The organism is Pseudomonadota bacterium (genome assembly GCA_016195085.1).
Lineage (GTDB): Bacteria > Pseudomonadota > Alphaproteobacteria > SHVZ01 > SHVZ01 > JACQAG01.
This window is the reverse complement of record JACQAG010000055.1, coordinates 134329-155239: the sequence shown is the minus strand read 5'-3', so window position 1 is coordinate 155239 and position 20911 is coordinate 134329. Positions and strand designations below refer to the sequence as shown.

21 protein-coding genes and 1 tRNA gene are annotated in these 20911 nt (G+C 65.6%); 9 read left to right on the top strand and 13 right to left on the bottom strand.

What is annotated here, in order from left to right:
• The first annotated feature begins 345 nt into the window (after positions 1–345).
• Positions 346–861, top strand: a complete 516-nt coding sequence (locus HY058_16790) for a hypothetical protein (protein ID MBI3498953.1) — start codon at positions 346–348, stop codon at positions 859–861.
• 3 nt (positions 862–864) lie between these two features.
• On the opposite strand, the gene HY058_16785 is transcribed toward HY058_16790, so the two are convergent.
• The 3 genes from HY058_16785 to HY058_16775 form a co-directional block, all read right to left on the bottom strand.
• A complete protein-coding gene (locus tag HY058_16785; GenBank protein ID MBI3498952.1) occupies positions 865–1659 on the bottom strand; it encodes an SDR family oxidoreductase in 795 nt (264 codons plus the stop codon).
• A 188-nt stretch (positions 1660–1847) separates the two neighbouring features.
• On the bottom strand, positions 1848–2603 hold the full coding sequence (locus HY058_16780) for a copper homeostasis protein CutC (GenBank protein ID MBI3498951.1): 756 nt from the start codon (positions 2601–2603) through the stop codon (positions 1848–1850).
• Between the two features lie 367 nt (positions 2604–2970).
• A complete protein-coding gene (locus HY058_16775; protein ID MBI3498950.1) occupies positions 2971–3198 on the bottom strand; it encodes a hypothetical protein in 228 nt (75 codons plus the stop codon).
• Between the two features lie 423 nt (positions 3199–3621).
• Between HY058_16775 and HY058_16770 the strand changes: the two genes are divergently transcribed.
• A complete protein-coding gene (locus tag HY058_16770; protein ID MBI3498949.1) occupies positions 3622–4986 on the top strand; it encodes an ammonium transporter in 1365 nt (454 codons plus the stop codon).
• A gap of 132 nt (positions 4987–5118) precedes the next feature.
• On the opposite strand, the gene glnA is transcribed toward HY058_16770, so the two are convergent.
• From glnA to HY058_16755, 3 genes are all read right to left on the bottom strand, one after another.
• Complete coding sequence (gene glnA, locus HY058_16765) at positions 5119–6528, bottom strand: type I glutamate--ammonia ligase (protein MBI3498948.1); 1410 nt, start codon at positions 6526–6528, stop codon at positions 5119–5121.
• A gap of 80 nt (positions 6529–6608) precedes the next feature.
• Positions 6609–6947 carry a P-II family nitrogen regulator gene (locus HY058_16760; protein ID MBI3498947.1) on the bottom strand — a complete coding sequence of 113 codons (339 nt, stop codon included), beginning with the start codon at positions 6945–6947 and terminating at the stop codon, positions 6609–6611.
• 244 nt (positions 6948–7191) lie between these two features.
• Entirely contained in the window at positions 7192–8376 is a 1185-nt protein-coding gene (locus HY058_16755) for a pyridoxal phosphate-dependent aminotransferase (protein MBI3498946.1), read from the bottom strand.
• A 123-nt stretch (positions 8377–8499) separates the two neighbouring features.
• Between HY058_16755 and HY058_16750 the strand changes: the two genes are divergently transcribed.
• The 5 genes from HY058_16750 (at position 8500) to HY058_16730 (ending at position 13070) form a co-directional block, all read left to right on the top strand.
• Positions 8500–8763 carry a hypothetical protein gene (locus tag HY058_16750; protein ID MBI3498945.1) on the top strand — a complete coding sequence of 88 codons (264 nt, stop codon included), beginning with the start codon at positions 8500–8502 and terminating at the stop codon, positions 8761–8763.
• 335 nt (positions 8764–9098) lie between these two features.
• Positions 9099–11192: a PAS domain-containing protein gene (locus tag HY058_16745; GenBank protein ID MBI3498944.1), complete on the top strand. Its 2094-nt coding sequence runs from the start codon at positions 9099–9101 to the stop codon at positions 11190–11192.
• An 88-nt stretch (positions 11193–11280) separates the two neighbouring features.
• A complete protein-coding gene (locus tag HY058_16740; protein ID MBI3498943.1) occupies positions 11281–12462 on the top strand; it encodes an aminotransferase in 1182 nt (393 codons plus the stop codon).
• A 35-nt stretch (positions 12463–12497) separates the two neighbouring features.
• Positions 12498–12878, top strand: coding sequence for a VOC family protein (locus HY058_16735; protein ID MBI3498942.1), 381 nt, complete (start codon positions 12498–12500; stop codon positions 12876–12878).
• A 115-nt stretch (positions 12879–12993) separates the two neighbouring features.
• Positions 12994–13070 (top strand) — tRNA-His (locus HY058_16730).
• Positions 13071–13159: 89 nt separating this feature from the next.
• Here HY058_16730 and HY058_16725 read toward each other — a convergent pair.
• From HY058_16725 to HY058_16710, 4 genes are all read right to left on the bottom strand, one after another.
• A complete protein-coding gene (locus HY058_16725) occupies positions 13160–13696 on the bottom strand; it encodes a type II toxin-antitoxin system HicB family antitoxin (protein MBI3498941.1) in 537 nt (178 codons plus the stop codon).
• A gap of 1 nt (position 13697) precedes the next feature.
• Positions 13698–13895: a type II toxin-antitoxin system HicA family toxin gene (locus HY058_16720; protein MBI3498940.1), complete on the bottom strand. Its 198-nt coding sequence runs from the start codon at positions 13893–13895 to the stop codon at positions 13698–13700.
• Positions 13896–14169: 274 nt separating this feature from the next.
• Positions 14170–14541 carry a hypothetical protein gene (locus tag HY058_16715; protein ID MBI3498939.1) on the bottom strand — a complete coding sequence of 124 codons (372 nt, stop codon included), beginning with the start codon at positions 14539–14541 and terminating at the stop codon, positions 14170–14172.
• Positions 14542–14646: 105 nt separating this feature from the next.
• Complete coding sequence (locus HY058_16710; protein ID MBI3498938.1) at positions 14647–16209, bottom strand: ABC transporter substrate-binding protein; 1563 nt, start codon at positions 16207–16209, stop codon at positions 14647–14649.
• 120 nt (positions 16210–16329) lie between these two features.
• Between HY058_16710 and HY058_16705 the strand changes: the two genes are divergently transcribed.
• The gene (locus HY058_16705; protein MBI3498937.1) at positions 16330–16794 is read left to right on the top strand and encodes a hypothetical protein; all 465 of its coding nucleotides are present in this window, start codon (positions 16330–16332) and stop codon (positions 16792–16794) included.
• 272 nt (positions 16795–17066) lie between these two features.
• A complete protein-coding gene (locus HY058_16700) occupies positions 17067–17540 on the top strand; it encodes a hypothetical protein (GenBank protein MBI3498936.1) in 474 nt (157 codons plus the stop codon).
• Between the two features lie 164 nt (positions 17541–17704).
• On the opposite strand, the gene HY058_16695 is transcribed toward HY058_16700, so the two are convergent.
• Genes HY058_16695 through HY058_16685 form a run of 3 tightly spaced genes read right to left on the bottom strand, consistent with a single transcriptional unit; the run spans position 17705 to position 20911 of the window.
• Positions 17705–18736 (bottom strand): ATP-binding cassette domain-containing protein, encoded by a 1032-nt coding sequence (locus tag HY058_16695; protein MBI3498935.1) that lies wholly within the window; start codon positions 18734–18736, stop codon positions 17705–17707.
• Positions 18733–19821: an ABC transporter ATP-binding protein gene (locus tag HY058_16690; GenBank protein ID MBI3498934.1), complete on the bottom strand. Its 1089-nt coding sequence runs from the start codon at positions 19819–19821 to the stop codon at positions 18733–18735. Before HY058_16690 ends, HY058_16695 begins: the two co-directional genes overlap by 4 nt.
• Positions 19796–20911 carry an ABC transporter permease gene (locus HY058_16685; GenBank protein ID MBI3498933.1) on the bottom strand — a complete coding sequence of 372 codons (1116 nt, stop codon included), beginning with the start codon at positions 20909–20911 and terminating at the stop codon, positions 19796–19798. Before HY058_16685 ends, HY058_16690 begins: the two co-directional genes overlap by 26 nt.

The following is a 20911-nucleotide window of genomic DNA, read 5'->3' as shown; positions in this document are numbered from 1 at the left end:
CAGGGGGAGCATTCCATGGCAGTGTCAGCCGCAACGCGCGCCGTTCCACCACCACCGGCCGCCCGGACCCGGCAGGTCGTTCAGCCGAAGCCGCCTCCGCCGGCGCCCAAGCCGGCGGCGCCTCCGCCGGCGACACCAACCCCGGCCCCGAGTGCCAACGCCAAGGGCGGCGGCAAGACCGTCAATATCACCGCCTAGTGTCCCGCCCCTGAAATTCGTCCGCGAATTTCAGGGATAAGCGGGCCACTCATCTATTGAAATGCGTGTAACGACACCGGCGCTCACTCCCGCAGCGAGCGGGAGGGAAAGATCGCGCTTGCCAGAGCGGCGATCGAATACTATTGCATGCACGTCGAAATTGCGGGTCGCGCCGATCTTCGGCCGGCCTGGTGCACGCGCGAGGCCGGCTTAAAGGCAATGGGCGATGACAGCGCCGCTTCCGACGGCTGCGTGAGCTCCGGCAGCGCCGGCGGGCGCGTGGTGATCCGGCTCGCCGACGACATTCTCTGGGTGACGATCGCCGGCGAACCCAGCGGCGAGGAAATCCTCGACTGCTTCCGCCGGGCGATGGCGGCCGGGCTGCTGCGTCGGAGCATGCGCACGGTCGTGGACGCGCTCGACTTCATCGGCGTCGTTGATTGGGAGTGCATCCGGGCGATCCGCGACATGGCCGATTGGGGTGGGGATGGCGGTGTTTCCCGGGTCGCCTATGTCAGCCGCGACCTGCTCTTCGGCAGTCTGATCAAGCTCGTCAGCATTCTCTTTCGCCGCACCTCGCATCAGCATTTCGAGGATCGTGACGCAGCGCTTGCCTGGGTCATGCTCGACCGCGCCGAGAGGCCGCTGACGCGCCTGGCTTGATCTCTAGCGTTCAGCTTGGGCGATCCAGTATTTCGGGCCGCGGCCTTGGTCGGGGCCGAGCATGGCGAAGCCGCCATCCACCGGAATGTCGCAGCCATTGATCCAGGAGGCGGCATCCGAAGCGGCGAACACCACGGCGTTCGCCACTTCCTCCATGCGGCCGACGCGCCCGAGCGGATGCACGAAGGCCCCACCCCGGTCGGCCGCCTCGCGGCTGCCCGCAGTCATCGCCTCCATCGGCGGCGACCAGGTCCAGGCCGGCGTGACGGTCACCACCCTGATGCCCTCCGGGGCGAGCGCCACGGCCGCGCAGCGGGTGAAATGCATGAGTGCTGCCTTGCCGGCGGAGTAGGGGCCGCGGTTGCCGTTGCCGAACTTGCCGCTGACGCTGCCGATGTTGACCACCACGCCGCCGGGCTTGGTGAGATAGGGGGCGGCCTTCTGCACGAAGATCGCCGCGCCGACCACGGTCACGTTGAGGTTCTTCAGCCAATCCGCGCGCGTGGTGGCGAGCCCGCTGTCGAGATAGGAGCAGGCGCAGTTCACCAGGATGTCGAGCCGGCCATGGGTCGCTGCACATTCCTTGAGGCAAGCCTCGATGTCGCCGTCGCTCTCGACATCGACACGCCGGTAGCGCGCCCGGTCCCCCAGCGCGGCGGCTGCCTTGTTGCCATCGGCATCGCGGATGCCGGTCAGCACGACCGTGGCGCCGGCCTGATGCAGCCCGGCGGCGATTGCGGCGCCGATGCTTTGCTCGGCGCCGGTGACGATGGCAACTCTTCCGTCGAGGCGTGTCATGACGAGATCCTTCCAAAGGCCTGGGTCTGGGCTGCAAGGCCGTGGGGTCTGATGACGGCCAGCGAATTGTGATCCCAGGGTGCTGGGTAGAGGACCGCAATGCAGATCCGAGCGCCCACGCGTTTTGCGAACTGCTCGGTGGCAGTTCGCACGCGGTCGCCTCGACTACATTTGCCAGACGGGTAAACCTAGCCCAGAGCCGCGCGGGCGGCCTTGATCGTCGCGCGCACGCGTTCGCTGTCAGTGCGGGTGGTGAGGTATTCGCGCGCTCTCCCGGTGCCGCCCATGCTCACCTGCGGGTTGGCGAAGACCATGCCGCTCGGCTCTTCCCGAGGGGCCGAGAAGTGGAACTCGCGCAAGGGAACCTGGCGCCGGACGCGCCCGATGGTGTCGGGGTTGAGCCCGCCGCACCCCATGATGACGATGCGGTCGCCGGCACGCGCGGAGAGACGCTTCAGCGTCTCCAGCCCCTCGAGAGCCATTGCATGCTGCCCGCTGGTCAGCACGCGATCGATGCCTGAGCGGACCAGCGCCTCCAGCGCCGCATCGGCGTCGCGGGCCATGTCGAAGGCGCGGTGGAAGGTGACTCGCATCGGCCGCGCGCGCCGCACCAGTTCGGCCGTGCGCCCCTCGTCGACGGCACCGTCGGCGTTGAGGCAGCCGATCACCACGCCGGCCACGCCGAGCCCGCGCATTGCGTCCACGTCCTCCAGCATGCTTGCGTACTCGGCCGCGGAATAGAGAAAATCTCCGCCGCGCGGGCGGACGATCGGGTGGAAGGGAACGCGGGCGCATCGCAGCGCTTGCCTGACCATGCCCAGGCTCGGTGTGAGGCCGCCTTCGATGAGGCCGGCGCAGAGCTCGACCCGGTCGGCACCGCCGGCCTCGGCGGCGACTAGCCCGTCGACACCCTCGACGCAGATCTCGAACAGAGGCTCGGTCATGGTGATGGTCCCGGAGCGCGTGTGAAAGGCGGAGACGGCGTCCCAGCACCCTATGGCCTCTTAGCCTCTGCGATGCTCGGCCGCAACCAGAACGGCCTCGCCAATCGCCCGGCGAGGCCGCTCTTTGAGACCAAAATGCTGGTCGCTCAGACCGAGTAGTACGTCTTGGTATCCAGCACCCGGCGTCGGCGGTGTCTCCGGATCCGTCAGCAGCTGGTTGACGCCCAATCCGACGACATGGGTGATCGCTCCGACATCATGCGCGGCTAGCTGCTGCTTTTGTCGTGGACCTCACCCAGAGTCGAGGCGGCGCCGCGCCCGGAACGCGGAGCAATCGCCGTGTCCAAAGCCGGTGGCGCGGCTCGATCTAGACCGAAATATTGAGGTTCTGGCCGAGGCCGGAGGAGGCGGACGGCTGGCTTGGACCGGTCGGGCCGTTGGTGGAGGCAGGCGGGTTGACGGCGCTCGCCGGCTGCGCCGGGCCCGCATTGCTAGCAGCGGCATTGGGGTCGCTCGCCTGCGAAGGGCCTTGGGGTGGCGCCAGCGGCGGACTGTAGGCGGAGTAATTTGCACCGGAAATGCCAGAGATGCTCATGGGTTACTCCATGGTGCCGTTAAACGGCGCTTAACGGGTTTTGCCTAAAATAAGATCTAATTCTTAGCAAACCATTAACGACGCGCGGCCGCTCGTCGGGCACGTGGCCGTCCATTACTGGCGACCGCTTGACGATCGGTCGGCAGCCTGCCGGTCTTCGATACGTCTCCCTCACCCTGTCAGGACGGCTATGTGCCCGCGCCAGGCAAGCGATGGCTGATGCCTGGGCGCTCTTGGGGCTCTACTTCGCAAGGCGCCGAAAACTCAATTGAACTTGCCGGAGCACGGGCGACCGACCCGCGCGCGATGCCGAGTTGCCTAAAGAATGGGCAATACCGGTCTATAGTGCCGTTCGATCGGTTTAGCGGAGCAATGAACTCAGAGGGAGCGGCGATCATGGCAACGATGACCCTCGTCCAGCCGATGGCAAGCAATGCATGCCGGCGCGTCCGTCCCAATCCCGTGTGGCTTGGATTTCCGAGGCGATGCCATCTCCTCACGATCTGGGCGACGAGTTTGACGGTCTTCGGTGGCGTTGCCCTACTTCCGGCATCGGCGCTGGCTGTCGAGCCGGCCGGGCTCAACCCCGGCAACACCGCCTGGATGCTGACCGCCACGGCCCTCGTCCTGTTCATGACGCTACCGGGCCTGGCACTGTTTTACGCCGGGCTGGTTCGCTCGAAGAATGTGCTCTCGGTCTTGGCGCATTGCTTCGCCATCTGTTGCCTGATCTCCGTCCTCTGGCTGGTCGTGGGTTATGGGCTTGCTTTCGGGGATGGCGGCTCGGCCAACCAATGGATAGGCGGCGGCAAGGCGCTTCTTGCCGGCGTCGGTCCGGACTCGCTCACCGGCGACATTCCGGAAACCGTTTTCTTCATGTTCCAGATGACCTTCGCGATCATCACCCCGGCGCTGATCGTCGGCGCTTATCCCGAGCGCATCAAGTTCGGCGCAGTAGTGGTGTTTTCGACGCTGTGGTCGCTGATCGTCTATGTGCCGATCGCGCATTGGGTCTGGGGCGGCGGCTGGCTCGCTGAGCTCGGGGTCATGGACTTTGCCGGAGGGCTTGTCGTGCACTTGAGCGCCGGCACTTCGGCGCTCGTCATGGCGGCGATGCTCGGTCACCGCAAGGGACACCCTCAAGACACCGAGCGCCCGCACAGCCCGGGCATGACCATGGCCGGAGCTTCCATGCTCTGGGTCGGCTGGTACGGTTTCAATGCCGGCAGCGCCTTGGCCGCGAATGGCAATGCGGGAATGGCCATGGTGGTAACGCATGTGGCCGCGGCCACCGCCGCCTTGACCTGGATGGCGGTGCAATGGCTCGACGATCGGCGGCCGCGCCTTATCGGGCTGGTTTCGGGATCCATTGCCGGCCTTGCGGCGATAACGCCGGCTTCGGGTTTCGTCGGTCCGATCGGGGCTCTCGCGATCGGCCTGAGCGCAGGCGCGGTCTGCTACTTTGCCGCCCGCATCGTCAAGCGGACGATCGACCTCGACGACTCTCTCGATGTGTTCGCCGTGCATGGCGTCGGTGGGACCATCGGCGTCGTGTTGGTGAGCTTCTTTGCCGCAGGCGCCCTGGGCGGTCTGGGATTGCAGGTGACGGTTTGGCACCAGCTCACGGTGCAGATCTTGGGCGCCGTCGCCACGATCATATGGGCTGGCGGTCTCAGCTACGCGATCGTGAAGGTGACGGCGGCGCTGGTTGGACTCAAGGTCAGCACCGAGGCGGAAGCGGAAGGGTTGGACCTCGCCGTGCATGGCGAGCACGGATACTCTATCTGAGCTCCGCTCATCGTTAGACTCGCCTGACCGACCCCCTGGACTGCTTTCGGCGTCCAGGGAGGGTTGACGGAAACGAAAGCGGCCCCGCCGGTTTCCCGACGGGGCCGCTCGCCGAGCGCGTGAGCGCTTAGCTCAGACCGAGTAGTACATCTCGTACTCGATCGGATGCGGCGTGTGCTCCATGGCGTAGACCTCGCCCATCTTCAGCTCGATGTAGCTGTCGATGAAATCGTCGGAGAACACCCCGCCCTTCGTCAGGAAGGCGCGGTTTTTGTCGAGCTCGCCCAAGGCCTCGCGCAAGGAGCCGCACACAGTCGGCACCTGCTTGAGTTCCTCCGGCGGCAAGTCGTAGAGGTTCTTGTCGATGGGGTCGCCCGGATGGATCTTGTTCTGGATCCCGTCGAGGCCCGCCATCAGCATGGCGGCGTAGGTGAGGTAGGGATTGCCCATGGGATCGGGGAAGCGCACTTCAACGCGCTTGCCCTTCGGGCTCGCCACATGCGGGATGCGGCAGGAGGCCGAGCGGTTGCGGCTGGAATAGGCCAAGAGCACCGGCGCCTCAAAGCCGGGAATGAGCCGCTTGTAGCTGTTGGTGGTGGAGTTGGAGAACGCGTTGATGGCGCGCGCATGGCGGATGATGCCGCCGATGTAGAAGAGCGCCGTCTCGGAGAGATCGGCATAGAGGTTGCCGGCGAAGAGGGGCTTGCCCTTCTTCCAAATGGACTGGTGCACATGCATGCCCGAGCCGTTGTCGCCCTTGATCGGCTTGGCCATGAAGGTGGCGGTCTTGCCGTAGGAGTGCGCGACCATGTGCACGCAGTACTTATAGATCTGCATGTTGTCGCCGCACTTCACCAGCGTGTCGTACTTGATGCCGAGCTCGTGCTGGGCCGGCGCCACCTCGTGGTGGTGCTTCTCGATGTCGAGGCCCATCTCTTCCATCTGCGTCAGCATCTCGGCCCTGAGATCCGAGGCGGAGTCGACCGGCGGCACCGGGAAGTAGCCGCCCTTGATCGGCGGCCGATGGCCCATATTGCCTTCCTCGAACTTCTTGTCGGTGGCGTACGGGCCTTCCTCGGAGTCGACCTCGTAGAACACCTTGTTCATCGACACCTTGTAGCGGACGTCGTCGAACACGAAGAACTCCGCCTCCGGGCCGAAATAGGCGGTGTCGCCGATTCCGGTCGCGGCCAGATGCGCGATCGATCGCTTGGCGACCGAGCGCGGGCAGCGGGTGTAGGGCTGGTTGGTCGAGGGCTCGAGCGTGTCGCAGATGAGGATGAGCGAGGGCTGGGCGGCGAAGGGATCGAGGACTGCGGTCGACAGATCCGGCATCAGGGTCATGTCGCTCTCGTTGATCGCCTTCCAGCCGGCGATCGAGGAGCCGTCCATCATGAAGCCTTCGGTCAGCGTATCCTCGCTCACGGTCCTAATGGAGTGCGCCAGGTGCTGCCATTTGCCGCGCGGATCGGTGAAGCGGAGATCGACGTATTTGACGTCGTGCTCCTTGATCAATTCCATAATCTTTTTCGGCGTGGACATCGCGGTTCCTCTGTTGCTCTTAGGTCATGCGGGGATGGAATTTAGCACCGGTCCGTGCCGGATCCAGCGCGGGTGACGGGCTAGAGCGCGTCCGCGCCGCGCTCGCCGGTGCGGATGCGGATCGCCTCGTCGATCGAGGTGACGAAGATCTTGCCGTCGCCGATGCGCCCGGTATGGGCGGCGCGCTGGATGGCCTCGACGGCGCGGTCGAGCATGCCATCCTCGAGCACCACCTCGATCTTCACCTTGGGCAGAAAGTCGACGACATACTCGGCACCCCGGTAGAGCTCGGTGTGGCCCTTCTGCCGGCCGAAGCCCTTGGCCTCGGTCACCGTGATCCCCTGAATGCCGACTTCGTGCAACGCCTCCTTCACCTCGTCGAGCTTGAAAGGCTTGATGATCGCCTCGATCTTTTTCATCGCTTGGACTTCTTTGCAGACTGAGTTTGGGACCGGCCGTTCGAGGCACCGGCGACGGGCGGCTGACGCCGTATCCACCCCATGCGCCCCCAGGGCAGGCAATGCGGGCCGGCACCCTCTCCTCGAGGGAAGACCGGCCCGTCGCCTATGATTTGCATGGCTTGTGCCAGAAGCGAGAGGGGCTTGCAGCCGCGTCCCGACCGCTTGGTGGAGCATTATATTGCACAATAAATAGGCCAGTTGGCTAATGTTTCAGCAGAGTCCCTCGAAGACAGGTGCGAATCCGGCTTATGGCCTCGCGGATATTTTCGGTCGAGTTGGCGTAGGAGAACCTCAAATAGCCCTCGCCATGGGCCCCGAAGCTAGTCCCGGCGATCACCGCCACACCCGCCTCCTCCAACAGCTTGGTCTGCAGCGCCTTCGCCTCGAGGCCGGTCGCCTCGATGTTGGGAAAGGCATAGAAGGCGCCCCCCGGCTCGACGCAGCGGAAGCCCGGGATCTGGTTGAGCTCGCCCACGATCACCCGCCTTCGCTCATCGAACGCCGTCATCATCCGGGCGACGTCGTCCTGGGGGCCGGTCAAGGCGGCGAGCCCGGCATATTGCGCCGATGCGTTGACGCAGGAATGGCAATTGATGGCGAGCTGCTCGGCGCCGCGGAAGAGCGCCTTCGGCCAGACCGAATAGCCCAGCCGCCAGCCGGTCATGGCGTAGGTCTTGCTCCAACCGTCGAGCAGGATCACCTGCTCCTTGAGCGCCGGGTAGGTCAGCAGGCTCACATGCTGGCGCCCGTCATAGAGCATCTGGCCGTAGATCTCGTCGGCGAGGATGGCGACCCCGGGATGGCGCTCCATGCCCTTTGCGAACTTGTCGAACTCCGCCTTGGGCACGGCGCCGCCGGTGGGATTGGCCGGGCTGTTGAGGATGATGAGCCGGGTCTTTGCGGTGATGCGCCCGAGCACGTCCTCGGCGGAGAAGGCGAAGCCGTGCTGTTCCAGGAGCGGGATGGCGACCGGCGTGGCGCCGGAATAGCGGATCACCGACTCGTAGATGGGAAAGCCCGGATTGGGATAGAGCACCTCGGCGCCGGGCTCGCCCAGCATCATGATGGCGAAGAACATGGTGACCTTGCCGCCCGGCACCACCAGGACCAAGCCCGGGTCGACCTCGACGCCGTAGCGGCGGCGCAAATCGGCGGCGACCGCCTCGCGCAAGGCCGGAATGCCGTTCGCCGGGGTATAGCCGTGATGCCCGTCGCGGAGCGCCTTGCAACCGGCCTCCACCACGTGGGCCGGGGTTTTGAAGTCGGGCTGGCCGATGCCGAGATTGATGATGCTGCGGCCGGTCGCCGCCAGCGCGTTGGCGCGGGCCAACACCTCGAAGGCCGTCTCGGTGCCGAGCACGCTCATCCGCTCAGCCATCACCACCATCGCGCTCACTCCTCATGATCCTCTGATTGCTCGGCGCGGCACTATGCCCGAGCGCCGGAGCCGTGTGGAAGGGGGCTTGGTCCGGAAGCGCCGCTGGGGCATCGTAGCGTCCGGGAGGGGCCGATGATCGGAGGCACGAAAGTACCGGCGCCGCCACTGGTCCGGCGCTTCCGGTGGGATGCCGAAACCAACCTCGCCATGATCGTCGGCACGGGGGTATTCGCCGTGTTCTACGGCTCGCTCGATCTGGATTTGGCGCTCAGCATGGCGATGGCGATCGCTACGGCCGCCGGCTTCTTCATTCCCTGGTCGCCGAGACGCCGGCTGCGCGCCGCTCCGCCGCGACGGCGGCTGGGCCGCCTCTCAGCCTGGCGCCACCGGTCATAGAGGCAGCGCACCGACACCAGTGCCGGCGCATCGACCCGACATCCCTCCGCCACGCTCCGCCCAGGCCGTCCGCGGTCGATTGCGACGAGCGCATTGGCACTCGCCAGAGGATTGCATAGAAAGGAGGCCGCGATCATGCGGCGGTTGACGGAAATGGCCGATCCATGCGGTTCTCCTGGTGAATGCCATCGTATGCCGGTCGCTGTGGCGGCCGAGCCGACCAGCGGTTAACCTGCCCGGCTTCGCGGCAAGATGAGGCAGGCAAGGGGGAAGCGCCGATGACCCCAGCGGGGGCGGGGCAATCGAGGCGGGGGTCCGGCGGGGCGAGGCTCGACTTGCCCCACGCCCTAGCCGCGTTCGCGGCGCTGACGATCCTCATCGGCGCCAGCCTGCTCGCTTTCAATCTTTGGCTCGACCATCGGCGCATCTTGAGCGCGGCCGAGGAGCGCACGGCCACGCTTGCCGGCCTGCTCGCCGCCCATGCCGGCGAGACGGTGCAGCGGGTCGATCTGGTTCTGATCTCGGTCCTCGACCTCCTGTCGCGCAGCGAGACCTCGCCGCCGCCGAGCCAAGGGGCGCTGGTCGAAGCGCTGCGGCAGCTGAAGCCGACCGACAAGCTCGTCCGCACCATCATCGTGCTCGATGCCGAGGGGCGGGCCGAATACAACAGCGGCGCGAACCCGCCTGATGTCTTCTCCTTCTCCGACCGACCGTATTTTGCCGTCCATCGCGACAATCCGGATTTCGGCCTCGATGTCGAAGCCGTCATCACCAGCCAAGTCTCGGGACACAAGATCCTGCCGATCAGCCGGCGTCGCGCGACGGCCGATGGCAGCTTCGCCGGCGTCGTGGTGGCGTTCATCGAATGGTCGATGCTCGAGCAGTTTTACGGCTCGATCAATGTCGGCAAGCAGGGGATCATCAATCTGTTCCGGCGCGACGTCGTCCTCATCGGCCGGGTTCCCTTCGACGACGGCATCGTTGGCAAGGGCTTCGCCGATCTGCCGCAGTATCGCGCCTTGTTGCCGGCAGCACCTCAGGGCAACTTTCGCTTGGTGTCGCCGATCGACGGAGTCGCGCGCATCGCCGCGTACCGGGCGGTCCCCGGCACGCCCTTGGTCGTGATGGTCGGCCTGAGCGAAGACGAGGTCTTGGCATCCTGGCGCGTCGATGTCGTCTATCAGCCGATCCTCGGCGCCTTGATCAGCTTCGGGCTGGCGGCCTTGACCGTGCTGCTCTATCGGCGCCTGTCGGAGGGTGCCCGTTCGGTCGCCGGCTTGCGCGAGAGCGAGATCCGATTCCGCACGCTGGTCGAGAACATCCCCGGCATCATCTTCTACCGCGGCCAGCCCGGCGGCGGCGCGCGCCTCTACGGTCGCGACGCCCAGGAGATCGCCGGCATTCTAGCGCCGGAGGGCAAGGCCAATCTCCGGCTTTGGCGCGGCAGCATCGCGCCCGAGGACCGGGAAGCCTATGGTGCGGCCATCCAGCGCCGGCGCGGGCAGGGCCAGCCCTATCGTTTGGAGTTCCGCATCACCCATCCCGGCACCGGCCGTCAGCGCTGGGTGCGCGAGGTCGGCTACAGCGTGAGCGAGGCCGGCGACGATCGCGTCTTCTACGACGGCTACATCGTCGACGTCACACCCGAGCGCGAGATCCTGGCGCAGCTCATCAAGGCCAAGGAAGGCGCCGACATGGCGAACCGGGCGAAGTCGCAATTCCTCGCCAATATGAGCCATGAGCTGCGCACGCCCCTCAATGCCATCCTGGGCTTCTCCGAGGCCCTCGTGCTCGGGCATTTCGGCCAGCTCAGCGACCGGCAGCGCGGCTATGTCCGCGACATCCACGGTGCCGGCCAGCACTTGCTCTCGCTCATCGGCGACCTGCTCGATATCGCCAAGCTGGAGGCCGGCGGGCTTGCCCTGCACGAGGAGCAGATCGATCTCAGCCGGCTGATCGAGGAGGGCATGCGGCTCGTGGGCGAGCAAGCCGAGCAGGGCGGAATCCGCCTCACCTCGACGATCTCCGAGGATTTGCCGCAGCTGCGCGGCGATACCATGCGCCTGAAGCAGGTGCTGATCAATTTGCTCTCCAACGCGATCAAATACACCGAAGAGGGCGGCACCGTGCATGTGGGCCTGGAGCAGCGCGATGATGGCGGCGTCAGCCTGACGGTGGTCGATACCGGCATCGGCATGACCGACAGCGAAATCGCCATCGCGCTCGAGCCGTTTCGCCAGGTCGAGAACGAGTTCAACCGCCGCCATTCCGGCACCGGCCTCGGCCTGCCGCTGGTCAAGTCGCTGGTCGAGCTGCATGGCGGTCGGCTGGAGATCGACAGCGCGCCCGGCAAGGGTACACGCGTGGCCGCCATCTTCCCGGCGGACCGCGTGATCACGCGGACGGCGATCCTGGCCGAGCCGACCTGAGCCCTCTTGGCCGCCGACGGGGTCGCTTCCGCCTGCGCTGCCGGCCATGCTATGAGGCTCGCCTCCGCTTGAACCCGGCCGGACCCGAATGAAGCCCGCCAACTCCGTGCTCTCGAGCTATGGCACCAGCGTCTTCGAGGTGATGAGCCGGCTCGCCATCGAGCATCGTTCGGTCAATCTCGGCCAAGGCTTCCCGGACGGCATGGACCCCTCCGATGTGGTCGAGGCGGCAGCCGAGGCCTTGCGCCGCCATCCCAACCAATACCCGCCGATGCTGGGCGTGCCCGAGCTGCGCCAAGCGGTGGCCCAGCACGAAAAGCGTTTCCACGGCATGGATTTCGATTGGCAGAGCGAGATCATGGTGACCTCCGGGGCGACCGAGGCGCTGGCCTCCGCCTTGTTCGGCCTCATCGAGCCCGGCGACGAGGTGGTGCTGATCGAGCCGCTCTACGACAGCTATGCGCCGATCATCCGCCGCGCCGGCGGCGTGCCGAGATCGGTCAGGGTGACACCGCCGGATTGGCGCCTGCCGCGCCAGGAGCTGGAGCGCGCCTTCGGAGCGAAGACCAAGCTCATCCTGCTCAACAACCCGCTCAATCCCGCCGCCAAGGTGTTCACCCTGGACGAGCTCCGCTTCATCGCCGAGCTGGTGGTGCGGCATGATTGCTATGCGGTGTGCGACGAGGTCTATGAGCACATCGTCTTCGACCGGCATCGCTTCCACCCGCTCATTGCCATGCCGGGCATGCGCGAGCGCACGGTCAGGATCGGCTCGGCGGGGAAGACCTTCTCGCTCACCGGCTGGAAGGTCGGCTACGTCTCCGCCGCCCCGGCGCTGATCCGGGCGGTGAGCAAGACCCACCAGTTTCTGGTCTTCACCACGCCGCCCAACCTGCAGCGCGCCGTCGCCTATGGTCTCGCCAAGGGCGATGACTATTACGAAAGCCTGCGGGGCGCCATGCAGGCCAAGCGCGACCGCTTCGCAGAGGGTCTTGCCCGCATCGGCTTCGCGCTGCTCGAATGCGAGGGGACCTATTTCGTCATCGCCGATTTCCGTCCGCTCGGCTTCAAGGGCGATGACGAGGCGTTCTGCCGCTACATCACCGTGGAGGCCGGTGTCACCGCCGTCCCGGTCGGCGCCTTCTACCTGGGCGAGCCTGCTCCCAGGGCTTATGTGCGCTTCTGCTTCTGCAAGCGCGATGAGGTGCTGGACGAGGCGCTGGCCCGGCTCGAGCGGCACTTCGCCGGACCGGCCGCACGCCGCGCCTGAACGTTGGAAATGCCACCGAGGAGCTCGTCTAACCAATGACCACGGCAACCGTGAATGTGCGCTACATGGTCGACGACGTCGACGCGTCGCTCGCGTGGTACACGCAGCATTTGGGCTTCACCAAGCTCACCAGCATGGCGCCGGCCTTTGCCGATGTGAGGCTGGGCGATCTGAGATTGCTGCTGAGCGGCAAGACCAGCTCCGCCGGCCGTCCAATGCCGGACGGAAAGCAGCCCGCACCCGGCGGCTGGAACCGCATCCAGCTCATCGTCGACGACCTCGCGGCCGAGGTCGAGCGCCTCCGCGCAGCCGGGCTCAGCTTTCGCAACGACATCATCTCCGGACCGGGCGGAAAGCAGATCTTGCTGGCCGATCCCTCGGGCAATCTGGTGGAGCTGTTCCAGCCGCGGCGCTGACGACACCGGCCCGCCTGTCTCGCAAGGATCGAGCGCAACGGCTGCCGAAGCCGGCGGCCCGACCGACCCGTTGCTTGACGAAATCCGCAGCTTAAGTCTAAAGACAGCGTCGGCGGCGGGCGTAGCTCAGTTGGTTAGAGCGCTAGATTGTGGATCTAGAGGTCGCCGGTTCAAGCCCGGTCGCTCGCCCCACCTAACCCGTTGATCTAAGCGGTGCTTCCGCGCTTCTTGACGGCGCGGGCCGGCGCATCTGACCGTCTGACGTCCCTTCCGGGTCGGCCTTAAGCCCCACGCCGGCTGGCCTTCGTCGTCGGACGTGCGCGGGATCCTTTTTCGTATGTGCCGGCTTCCGACAAAGACCGGCCAGCGTCCGAAGCGATGCGACCCGTCATGTCCCGATGCCAACCATCGAGCTTCTGGCGCGCGGCTTCGGCGAGATAGCCCGACCGGCTGGTGCCTTCGCGCTTTGCGGCTTCATCCACTCGGCTGATGAGGCCCTCGTCCATGGTGATATTGATGCGGATGCTGCGGCCGGGCGGCTCGATCGGGATCAGCGCGTGCCAGATCCGACCCATGGGGATCTCCTGGACCCAATCCGGCGTCTCTTCGAGATCAATCGGCTCTGGGATCGTGCGGCCCTCCTCGGCCATGACTTCGAGCAGAAGCTCGAGCGCCTCCTTTCCGTTGGCGATCGCTGCGTTGGTCGTATCGCCCTGGCTCACGCAACCAGGGAAGTCCGGGAAGATCACGCCCCAGCCATCGCTGGGCGCGGCGCTCGGCTCTTGAAAGAGGATCGTGTGAAAGACTTTCGCCACCATTTTATTTGCTCCTCAATTTCACGTCCGCGCCGCGCTCGATTGCTCTCAAAAGACCTGCCCCAAGATCCTTGGAGCCATGCATCGGAACCACGACGAGGCTCGTCTTGGTCGGATGCTTGAAGATGTGGTGCGAGCCTTTCACCCGGATCTCGAGCCAGCCATCGGACTTCAGCAACTTGATCACGTCCTTAGCGTTCATGTGTATAAAATACACATACGCGTTACCGGTCACAATCTAAATCTGTGTGTATGGTATGCGTATAAACTAAGCTTGCCACGACCCCATTGCAAGCCCCACCGACCACCCCATGCAAGCCCCGTCGGCCGCGCCGAGGCGCGCGACCTGACGTCACGCTAGGTCAGCGCCTTACAGATAGAGAGTCGATTTGTGGATCCGGACTGCGCCGGTTCAAGCCCGGTCGCTCGCCCCACCTTATCCCTTTGGTTTCCTGAGAAATATTGGGCGGCTTGGGTCAGCTCATGCGGGCGGCGGCGATGCGCCCGGCGGGGGCTTCGCCGTCATTGAGCCCGTGACGGTGCGGGGGTGAGGCGGTCAAAACAGTCGGCGGGAACAGCCGCGCCCAGGTGTGCTGCAGGCAATAGAACAGCACGTAGAGCGGCACGCTCACCGTGAAGGCGAAGATCACCCGCGCCAGCAGGCTGCCGAAGCTGACGAGGATCGTGGCGGTGGTGAGCGCCAACAGGCCGGCCGCGCCTGCGAGCAAGGTGAAGCGGACGATCAACCCAAGCCGCATGTCCGGTCTGACGACCGGCTTTTGTTTCATGGGCATCATGGCAAGGGCTCCAGGAAAGAGGCCGTGCCAGGCCCGGATCAGCCGAGCCATGGCAATTTCGTGCCAGCCTCGCCCAGCGTTTGCGCCTTCGCATCTATACGTAGGTATGAAGCGGGGGAACTTCGCCGACCAAGGGTAGGCGGACGATGCGGCTCATCACCCTTCGATGCTCACATCCCAGAGCCGCGGAATGCGGAAGGGGCGAAACCCCTTCACGGTGGAGCGCGTTGCTTGGATCTTGGTCTGATCGCCAAACTTGATGAGGTGCACGGCTTCGTAGACCCGAGCCTGGAAACGGCCGAAGGCACGCTTGCGCTCCTCCAAGGTGGCGCCGGTGATCATCTCCTCGTAGCAGCGGTCGAGCACGGGATCGGGAACGAAGGCCTGGTTCTGCGGCGAGATCAGGTTCTGATAGGCGCTGAACGGCCCGACCGAGGGGCCAGTGCCCTGCACCGTGAACCAGAAATTCCAATCCGCCTGGTTGCGCTGCTTGGCCGTGGCGGTCGGCCAGTCGAACACGTCGAGGCGGGTCTTGAAGCCGAGCCGTTTCAACTGCTCGGCCATGACCAAGGCCGCATTGTAGTGCGGCGTGAAGGTCGAGTTGGTGAGGAGCACCACCTCTTCGCCCTTGTAGCCCGCCTCGGCCATGAGGCGGCGTGCCGCATCGGGCCGGTTCGCGTTGTAGAACTCCTGGCCGTCCTCGACGTAGTAGGGATTGCCCGGATATTGGAAGCCGGGCCCGAGATCGTAGGCGCCGTCATTGGCGATCTCCATGATCTCTTCCATGTCGAGGCCGATCTGGATCGCGCGCCGGATCGCGAGCGTATCGGTCGGCGGGCGGGCATGGTTGACCCAGGCGACCTGCTGGCCGTAGCGGCGCAAGGGATAGAGGGTGATGGCCGGGTTCTGCTTCAGCCGTTCGGCGTTCTTCGGCGGCACGTCCTCCGTCGCCTGGAACTGGCCGGTCTCGAGCCCGGCCACCCGGGCGCCGGGCTGGGTGGCGAAGCGGAACTCGACGACCTCGATGAGCGCCCGCTTGCGGCCGCCGAAGCCGGTCGGTCCGGGATAGCGCTGGTCCGGGCGATAGTCCTGGAAGCGCTCGAGGCGCACATGGCTGTCGGGGATCCATTCGCGAAAGCGGTAAGGCCCGGTGCCGATGAGCTGGGCGCGGCCGCCGTCCTTCTCGGCTTCCGCCGCCGGATAGATCACCAGCGGCACGCCGAACTGGCTCAGCTGCTCGATCATCACCGGCACCGGCTGCTTCAAGGTGAGCACGAAGCTATCGGGATCCGGGGCTTCCATGGCGGCGACCGGATTCAAGAGGCTGCGCGCGAGCCCGATGCGCTGAAACCGCCGGAACGACGCCAGCACGTCGGCGGAGGTCAGCTCCTTGCCGTTGTGGAACTGAATACCGCGACGGAGCGCGAAGCGGTAGACGAGGCCGTCGGGGCTCGTCTCCCAGGATTGCGCCAGCTCTGGAATCGGCCGGTTCGATTCATCGCGCGTGACGAGCTGCTCGAACATGTGGAGCGCGATGTTGCGGGTGGCGACCGCGGTCGAGAAATGCATGTCGAGGGTGGGCGGCTGCGCTTCGGCGGCGAACACCAGGATGCTGCCGCCGGTCTCGGCGTCGGCGGCGCCGGTTCCCGCCAAAGCCCAGGCGGCGCCGGCGCCGAGACCGAGGTGGCCAAGACGGCGCCTGGTGATGCGCTGGGTCATGGCACCGCGTGTCCTTGCCTTAAATGCTGCATGATCAAGCCTAGAAGGCGAGGCGGGCCTTGCGCAATGCCCGGCGCCGGCGCCTGCAAGTCAGGGGCGACTCGTGGTAGAATGTTGGCCATGTTCCGGCACCTTGCCATGGCCGCCGTCCTTGTCCTCCTCGCCCTCGGCGCGGCCGAGGCGCAGCAGCGCGACGTCAACATGCAGACGAGCCAGCTCCCCTATTGGGAGGTGGGGGTCCTCGACTCCGAGTTGAGCACGCTCTGCGCCAATGGTCGCTTCAACGAGACCAACATCTATTCCTTTCGCATCGTCTTCAACGGACCGATCGGGCCGGGCGTCGTCGGCGTTGCCAAGACCGGGTGGAATCTCAGCGACCTCGCCGGCGCGGCGAAGCCGGACACCAGCTACTATTTCTATCGCGACCGCACGACGAATTGCCAGGTCTTCCGCTGGAGTGCCGCCGATCAGCCGAAGAAGCAGGGTGCCACCCCGCTCGACTTCAATCCCTACCGGCCGCTGGTCGAGCAATCCTATCAGTTCAAGGCGGTCCCTCAGCAGCGCGGCGCCCCCGCCCCGCGCTAGTGTCGTGAATCTGAAATTCGTGGCCACGAATTTCAGATTCAGGTCGACACTAGCTTATTGAATATAAAATGTGCCGACCGTTCCGAAGTTCGCCGGCGATGCCGGCGAACTTCGGAACCGGCACATTAGCCGCGCCCCGTCAGTCGGTTGTCCATCCGATCCCGACCGCTCCTCGGGAGGCGTGCGTGCGCCTTGCGTACATGTCCCGAAACCCGACCGGGTGGTACGAAGATTGCGCGCGAGTCATGCTAAAGTTGAGCGGGTAGGCGATCATGCTCAGACGACACCTCGCGCTTGCGATCCTCTTAATCTGCATCGCTCCTGCGGCCGACGCGCAGCGACGCGATGTCAGCGTTCACTACAGCCAGCTTCCCTATTGGGAGGTGGGCGTGCTCGACGCCGAGCTCAGCACCCATTGCGCCAATGGCCGGTTCAATCAGAACGAGCTCTATGCCTATAGCTTCGTGTTCAACGGTCCGATCGGGCCCGGCATTCTGGGTGTGGCCAAGGCGGAGTGGAATCTGAGCGATCGCGCCGCCGCAGCCAAGCCGGATACCAGCTATTACTTCTATCGCGACCGCACCACCGAGTGCCAAGTCTACCGCTGGGGTCCGGATGACCAACTGAAGAAGCGGAGCACGCCGCTCGATCCGAACCCCTACCGCCAGCAGCTCGAGCAGTCATTCCAATACCGGACGGTGCCCGGCCTCGGCGCCAGCGGGTCGACCAGCGGCGCACAGCCATGAGGAGCGGCGGATGCTGAGCTACCAGGTGACGGATTTCGGCAAGCAGCTCGCTGACCGCGCCGTTGAATGTCGAACCCAGGCGCCGGAACCAGTCGGCCTGGCAATGTAAGCTGGACGGGATTCTACCCGGCATACTCAGCCCCACGCTTCTCGACGGCACCAGCTCAGAGGGCAGCCAGATCCAGCTGCTCGGCGAGATGGCAGCGGGCGAAATGGCCTGGAGTCACCTCGCGCAAGGGCGGTGCCTCACGGTGGCAGCGCTCTTCGGCGAAGCGGCAGCGCGGGTGGAAATAGCAGCCGGACGGCGGTGCCGCCGGACTCGGCACCTCGCCCTTGAGGACAACGTCGCCAGCCGCCACGCGCGGGTCCGGCACCGGTACCGCGCGCATCAATGCGGCGGTATAGGGATGCCGGGGGCGCTCGAACACCGCCGATGTCGCCGCTAGCTCGACCAGTTGGCCGACATACATCACGGCCACTCGGTCCGAAATGTGACGCACCACTGACAAATCGTGGGCGACGAACAGGAAAGTGAGGCGCAGGCGAGATTGGAGCTCCAGCAGCAGGTTCAGCACCTGTGCCTGCACCGACACGTCGAGTGCCGAGACCGGTTCGTCGGCGACCACCAGCCGCGGATTGGTCGACAGGGCACGGGCGATGCCGATGCGCTGGCGCTGGCCGCCGCTGAAGGCGTGCGGGAAGCGATGCATGAATTCCGGCCGCAAGCCGACCAGCTTCAGCAAGTCGGCTACGCGGTCGGTACGTTCGCGCCGGTTGGTCAGGCCGTTGACCAGCAACGGTTCGCCAACATTGTCGAACAGGGTCATGCGCGGGTTGAGCGACCCGAACGGATCCTGGAAGATCATCTGGATATCGGCGCGCAACGGCCGCAACTCGGATCGTGACATCGGCGCCAAGTCGACGACCCGGCTGTCGCGGGTGCGGAACAGGATCTGGCCATCCGTCGGCTCGATCGCCCTGAGGATGCAGCGCGATGCTGTGGTCTTGCCACAGCCGCTCTCGCCGACCAGCCCGAGCGTCTCGCCTTCGCTGAGCGTGAAGCTGACGTCGTCGACGGCGCGAACCTGCCCGGCGACCCGGCGGAACACACCCTTCACGATCGGAAAGAATTTTCGCAAGCCGCGCACGTCGAGCAGCGGCGCCGAAGCCTTAGCGGGGGGCGGGGGGACCGTCATTGCGGGTCGGCCATGTCGTGATAGAGGAAACAGCTGACCGAGTGGTCCTCGGCGACGGGTTCGAGACGCGGCACGCGCTTCATGCACTGCTCGGGCCGGACGTCGTCGCAACGAGGATGGAACGGACAGCCCGGCGGGCGGTTGAACGGATGGGGCAGGGCGCCGCTGATCGTCGGTAGCGTCACCCGCGTCGCACCGTGCAGGCTCGGGATCGAGCGGAGCAGGGCACGGGTATAGGGATGCTTCGGCGCATGGAAGATGGTGTCGACGGGGCCCTGCTCCATGACACGCCCGAGATACATCACGACGACGTAGGCCGCCATCTGGGCGATCACCCCCAGATCGTGGGTGATGAAAATGATGGCGGTACCGTATTTGCGCTTGAGCTCGCGCAGGAGCGCCAGAACCTGGGCCTGGGTGGTCACGTCGATCGCCGTCGTCGGTTCGTCGGCGATCAAGAGACGCGGCTTGCACGACAGTGCCATGGCGATCATCGCACGCTGGCGCAGGCCGCCCGAGAGCTGCCAGGAATAGGCGTCGACGCGCTGCTCCGGCATCGAGATGCCGACGTCTCGAAACAGGTCGACGACGACCTCGCGAGCCTCGCCGCGGCTGAGTCCGCGGCCCTCCGGGCGCCATTGGCGCTGGTGCAGCAGGATCGCCTCGATGATCTGGTCGCCGACGGTGTGAACCGGGCTGAACGCCGCCATCGGTTCCTGCGGGATCAACGCGATCTCGGCGCCACGGATCGCCCGGATCGCCGGCCCGCGCGGCGGCAGCTTTGCCAGATCTACGACCTCGTCCAGCCCGTCATCGCCGCTCCCGGTGCGGCGGCGGAACAGGATCTGGCCGCCGGCGATGCGTCCGGGTTCTTCGACTAGCTGCAACAGCGCCTTCATGGTGACGCTTTTGCCGCAGCCGCTTTCGCCGACGATGCCGAGCACCTGTCCGGGCAGCACATCGAAGCTAACGCCGTCGACCGCGCGCACGGTGCCCTCGTCCAGGACGAACGAGACACGCAGATCGCGCACCGACAGCAGCGGCTGATCTTCGCCGGTTTCAGCGGCTGTACGGATCGGAGGCATCCCGCAGCCCATCACCAACCAGATTGAAGGCCAGGACGGCGACGATCACGAGCAGCCCGGGGGTGAGAAGCCAGGGGGCCAACGCCAAGGTCTGAATGTTCTGCGCCTCTTGCAGGAGCACGCCCCAGCTGATCGCCGGCGGCCGGATGCCGAGGCCGAGGAACGACAGCGACGTTTCGTTGATGATCATCAACGGAATTGCCAGCGAGCTGGTCGCGATGATGTGGCTGAGGAAGGTCGGCACCATGTGGCGCATGATGATCCTGAGCCGGCTAGCGCCGGCGAGATCGGCGGCCAGCACGAAATCCTCCTCGCGCAAGGCGAGGAATTTCCCGCGCACTTCGCGGCCGAGCGTGGTCCAGCCGACCAGCGAAAGAATCACGGTGATCGCCAGAAACACCTGGGTTGGCGTCCAGTCGCGCGGCAGGGCGGCCGACAGCGCCAGCCAGATCGGAATCGTCGGCACCGATTGCAGCAGTTCGATCAGCCGCTGGATGATCTGATCAGGCCAGCCGCCGTAATAGCCGGAGATGCCGCCGAGCAGCACTCCGAGGATGACGCTGAGCGCCACGGCGACCAGACCGATGGTCATCGAGGTCTGGGTGCCGTGCATCCGGCGGGACCACTGGTCGCGGCCCAGCCGATCCGATCCGAGCAGGAACATGCGCTGGCTCTTGTCGAGCGGGCCGACGAGATGGACCGTGGTCGTGAACAGGCCAAGCAATCGGTATTTGTAGCCCTCGACGAAGAAGCCGATTGGCATCTTGCGCTGCGGATCGACACCCCATTCCACGCGCAGGGTCACCGAATTGCGCTTGCCGACGATGCCGGGGACCCACGGGCTGTAGCTGCCATCGTCGAACAGATGCAGCCCCTGCACCGGTATGAAGGCCTGGCGGGCTTCGGCCAGCTCGGGATGCTGGGTGCTGAAGAAATCCGGGCAGATCACCACGGCATAGAAGCAGAACAAGATGAAGGTGCTGAACAGCGCCAGGCGATGCTTGCGGAATCGCCACCACACCAAGGTCCAGTTCGAGGCGACGGAAATCCGTTCCTCGACCACCGAGGCGTCCGGGGCGGCGATGGTCAT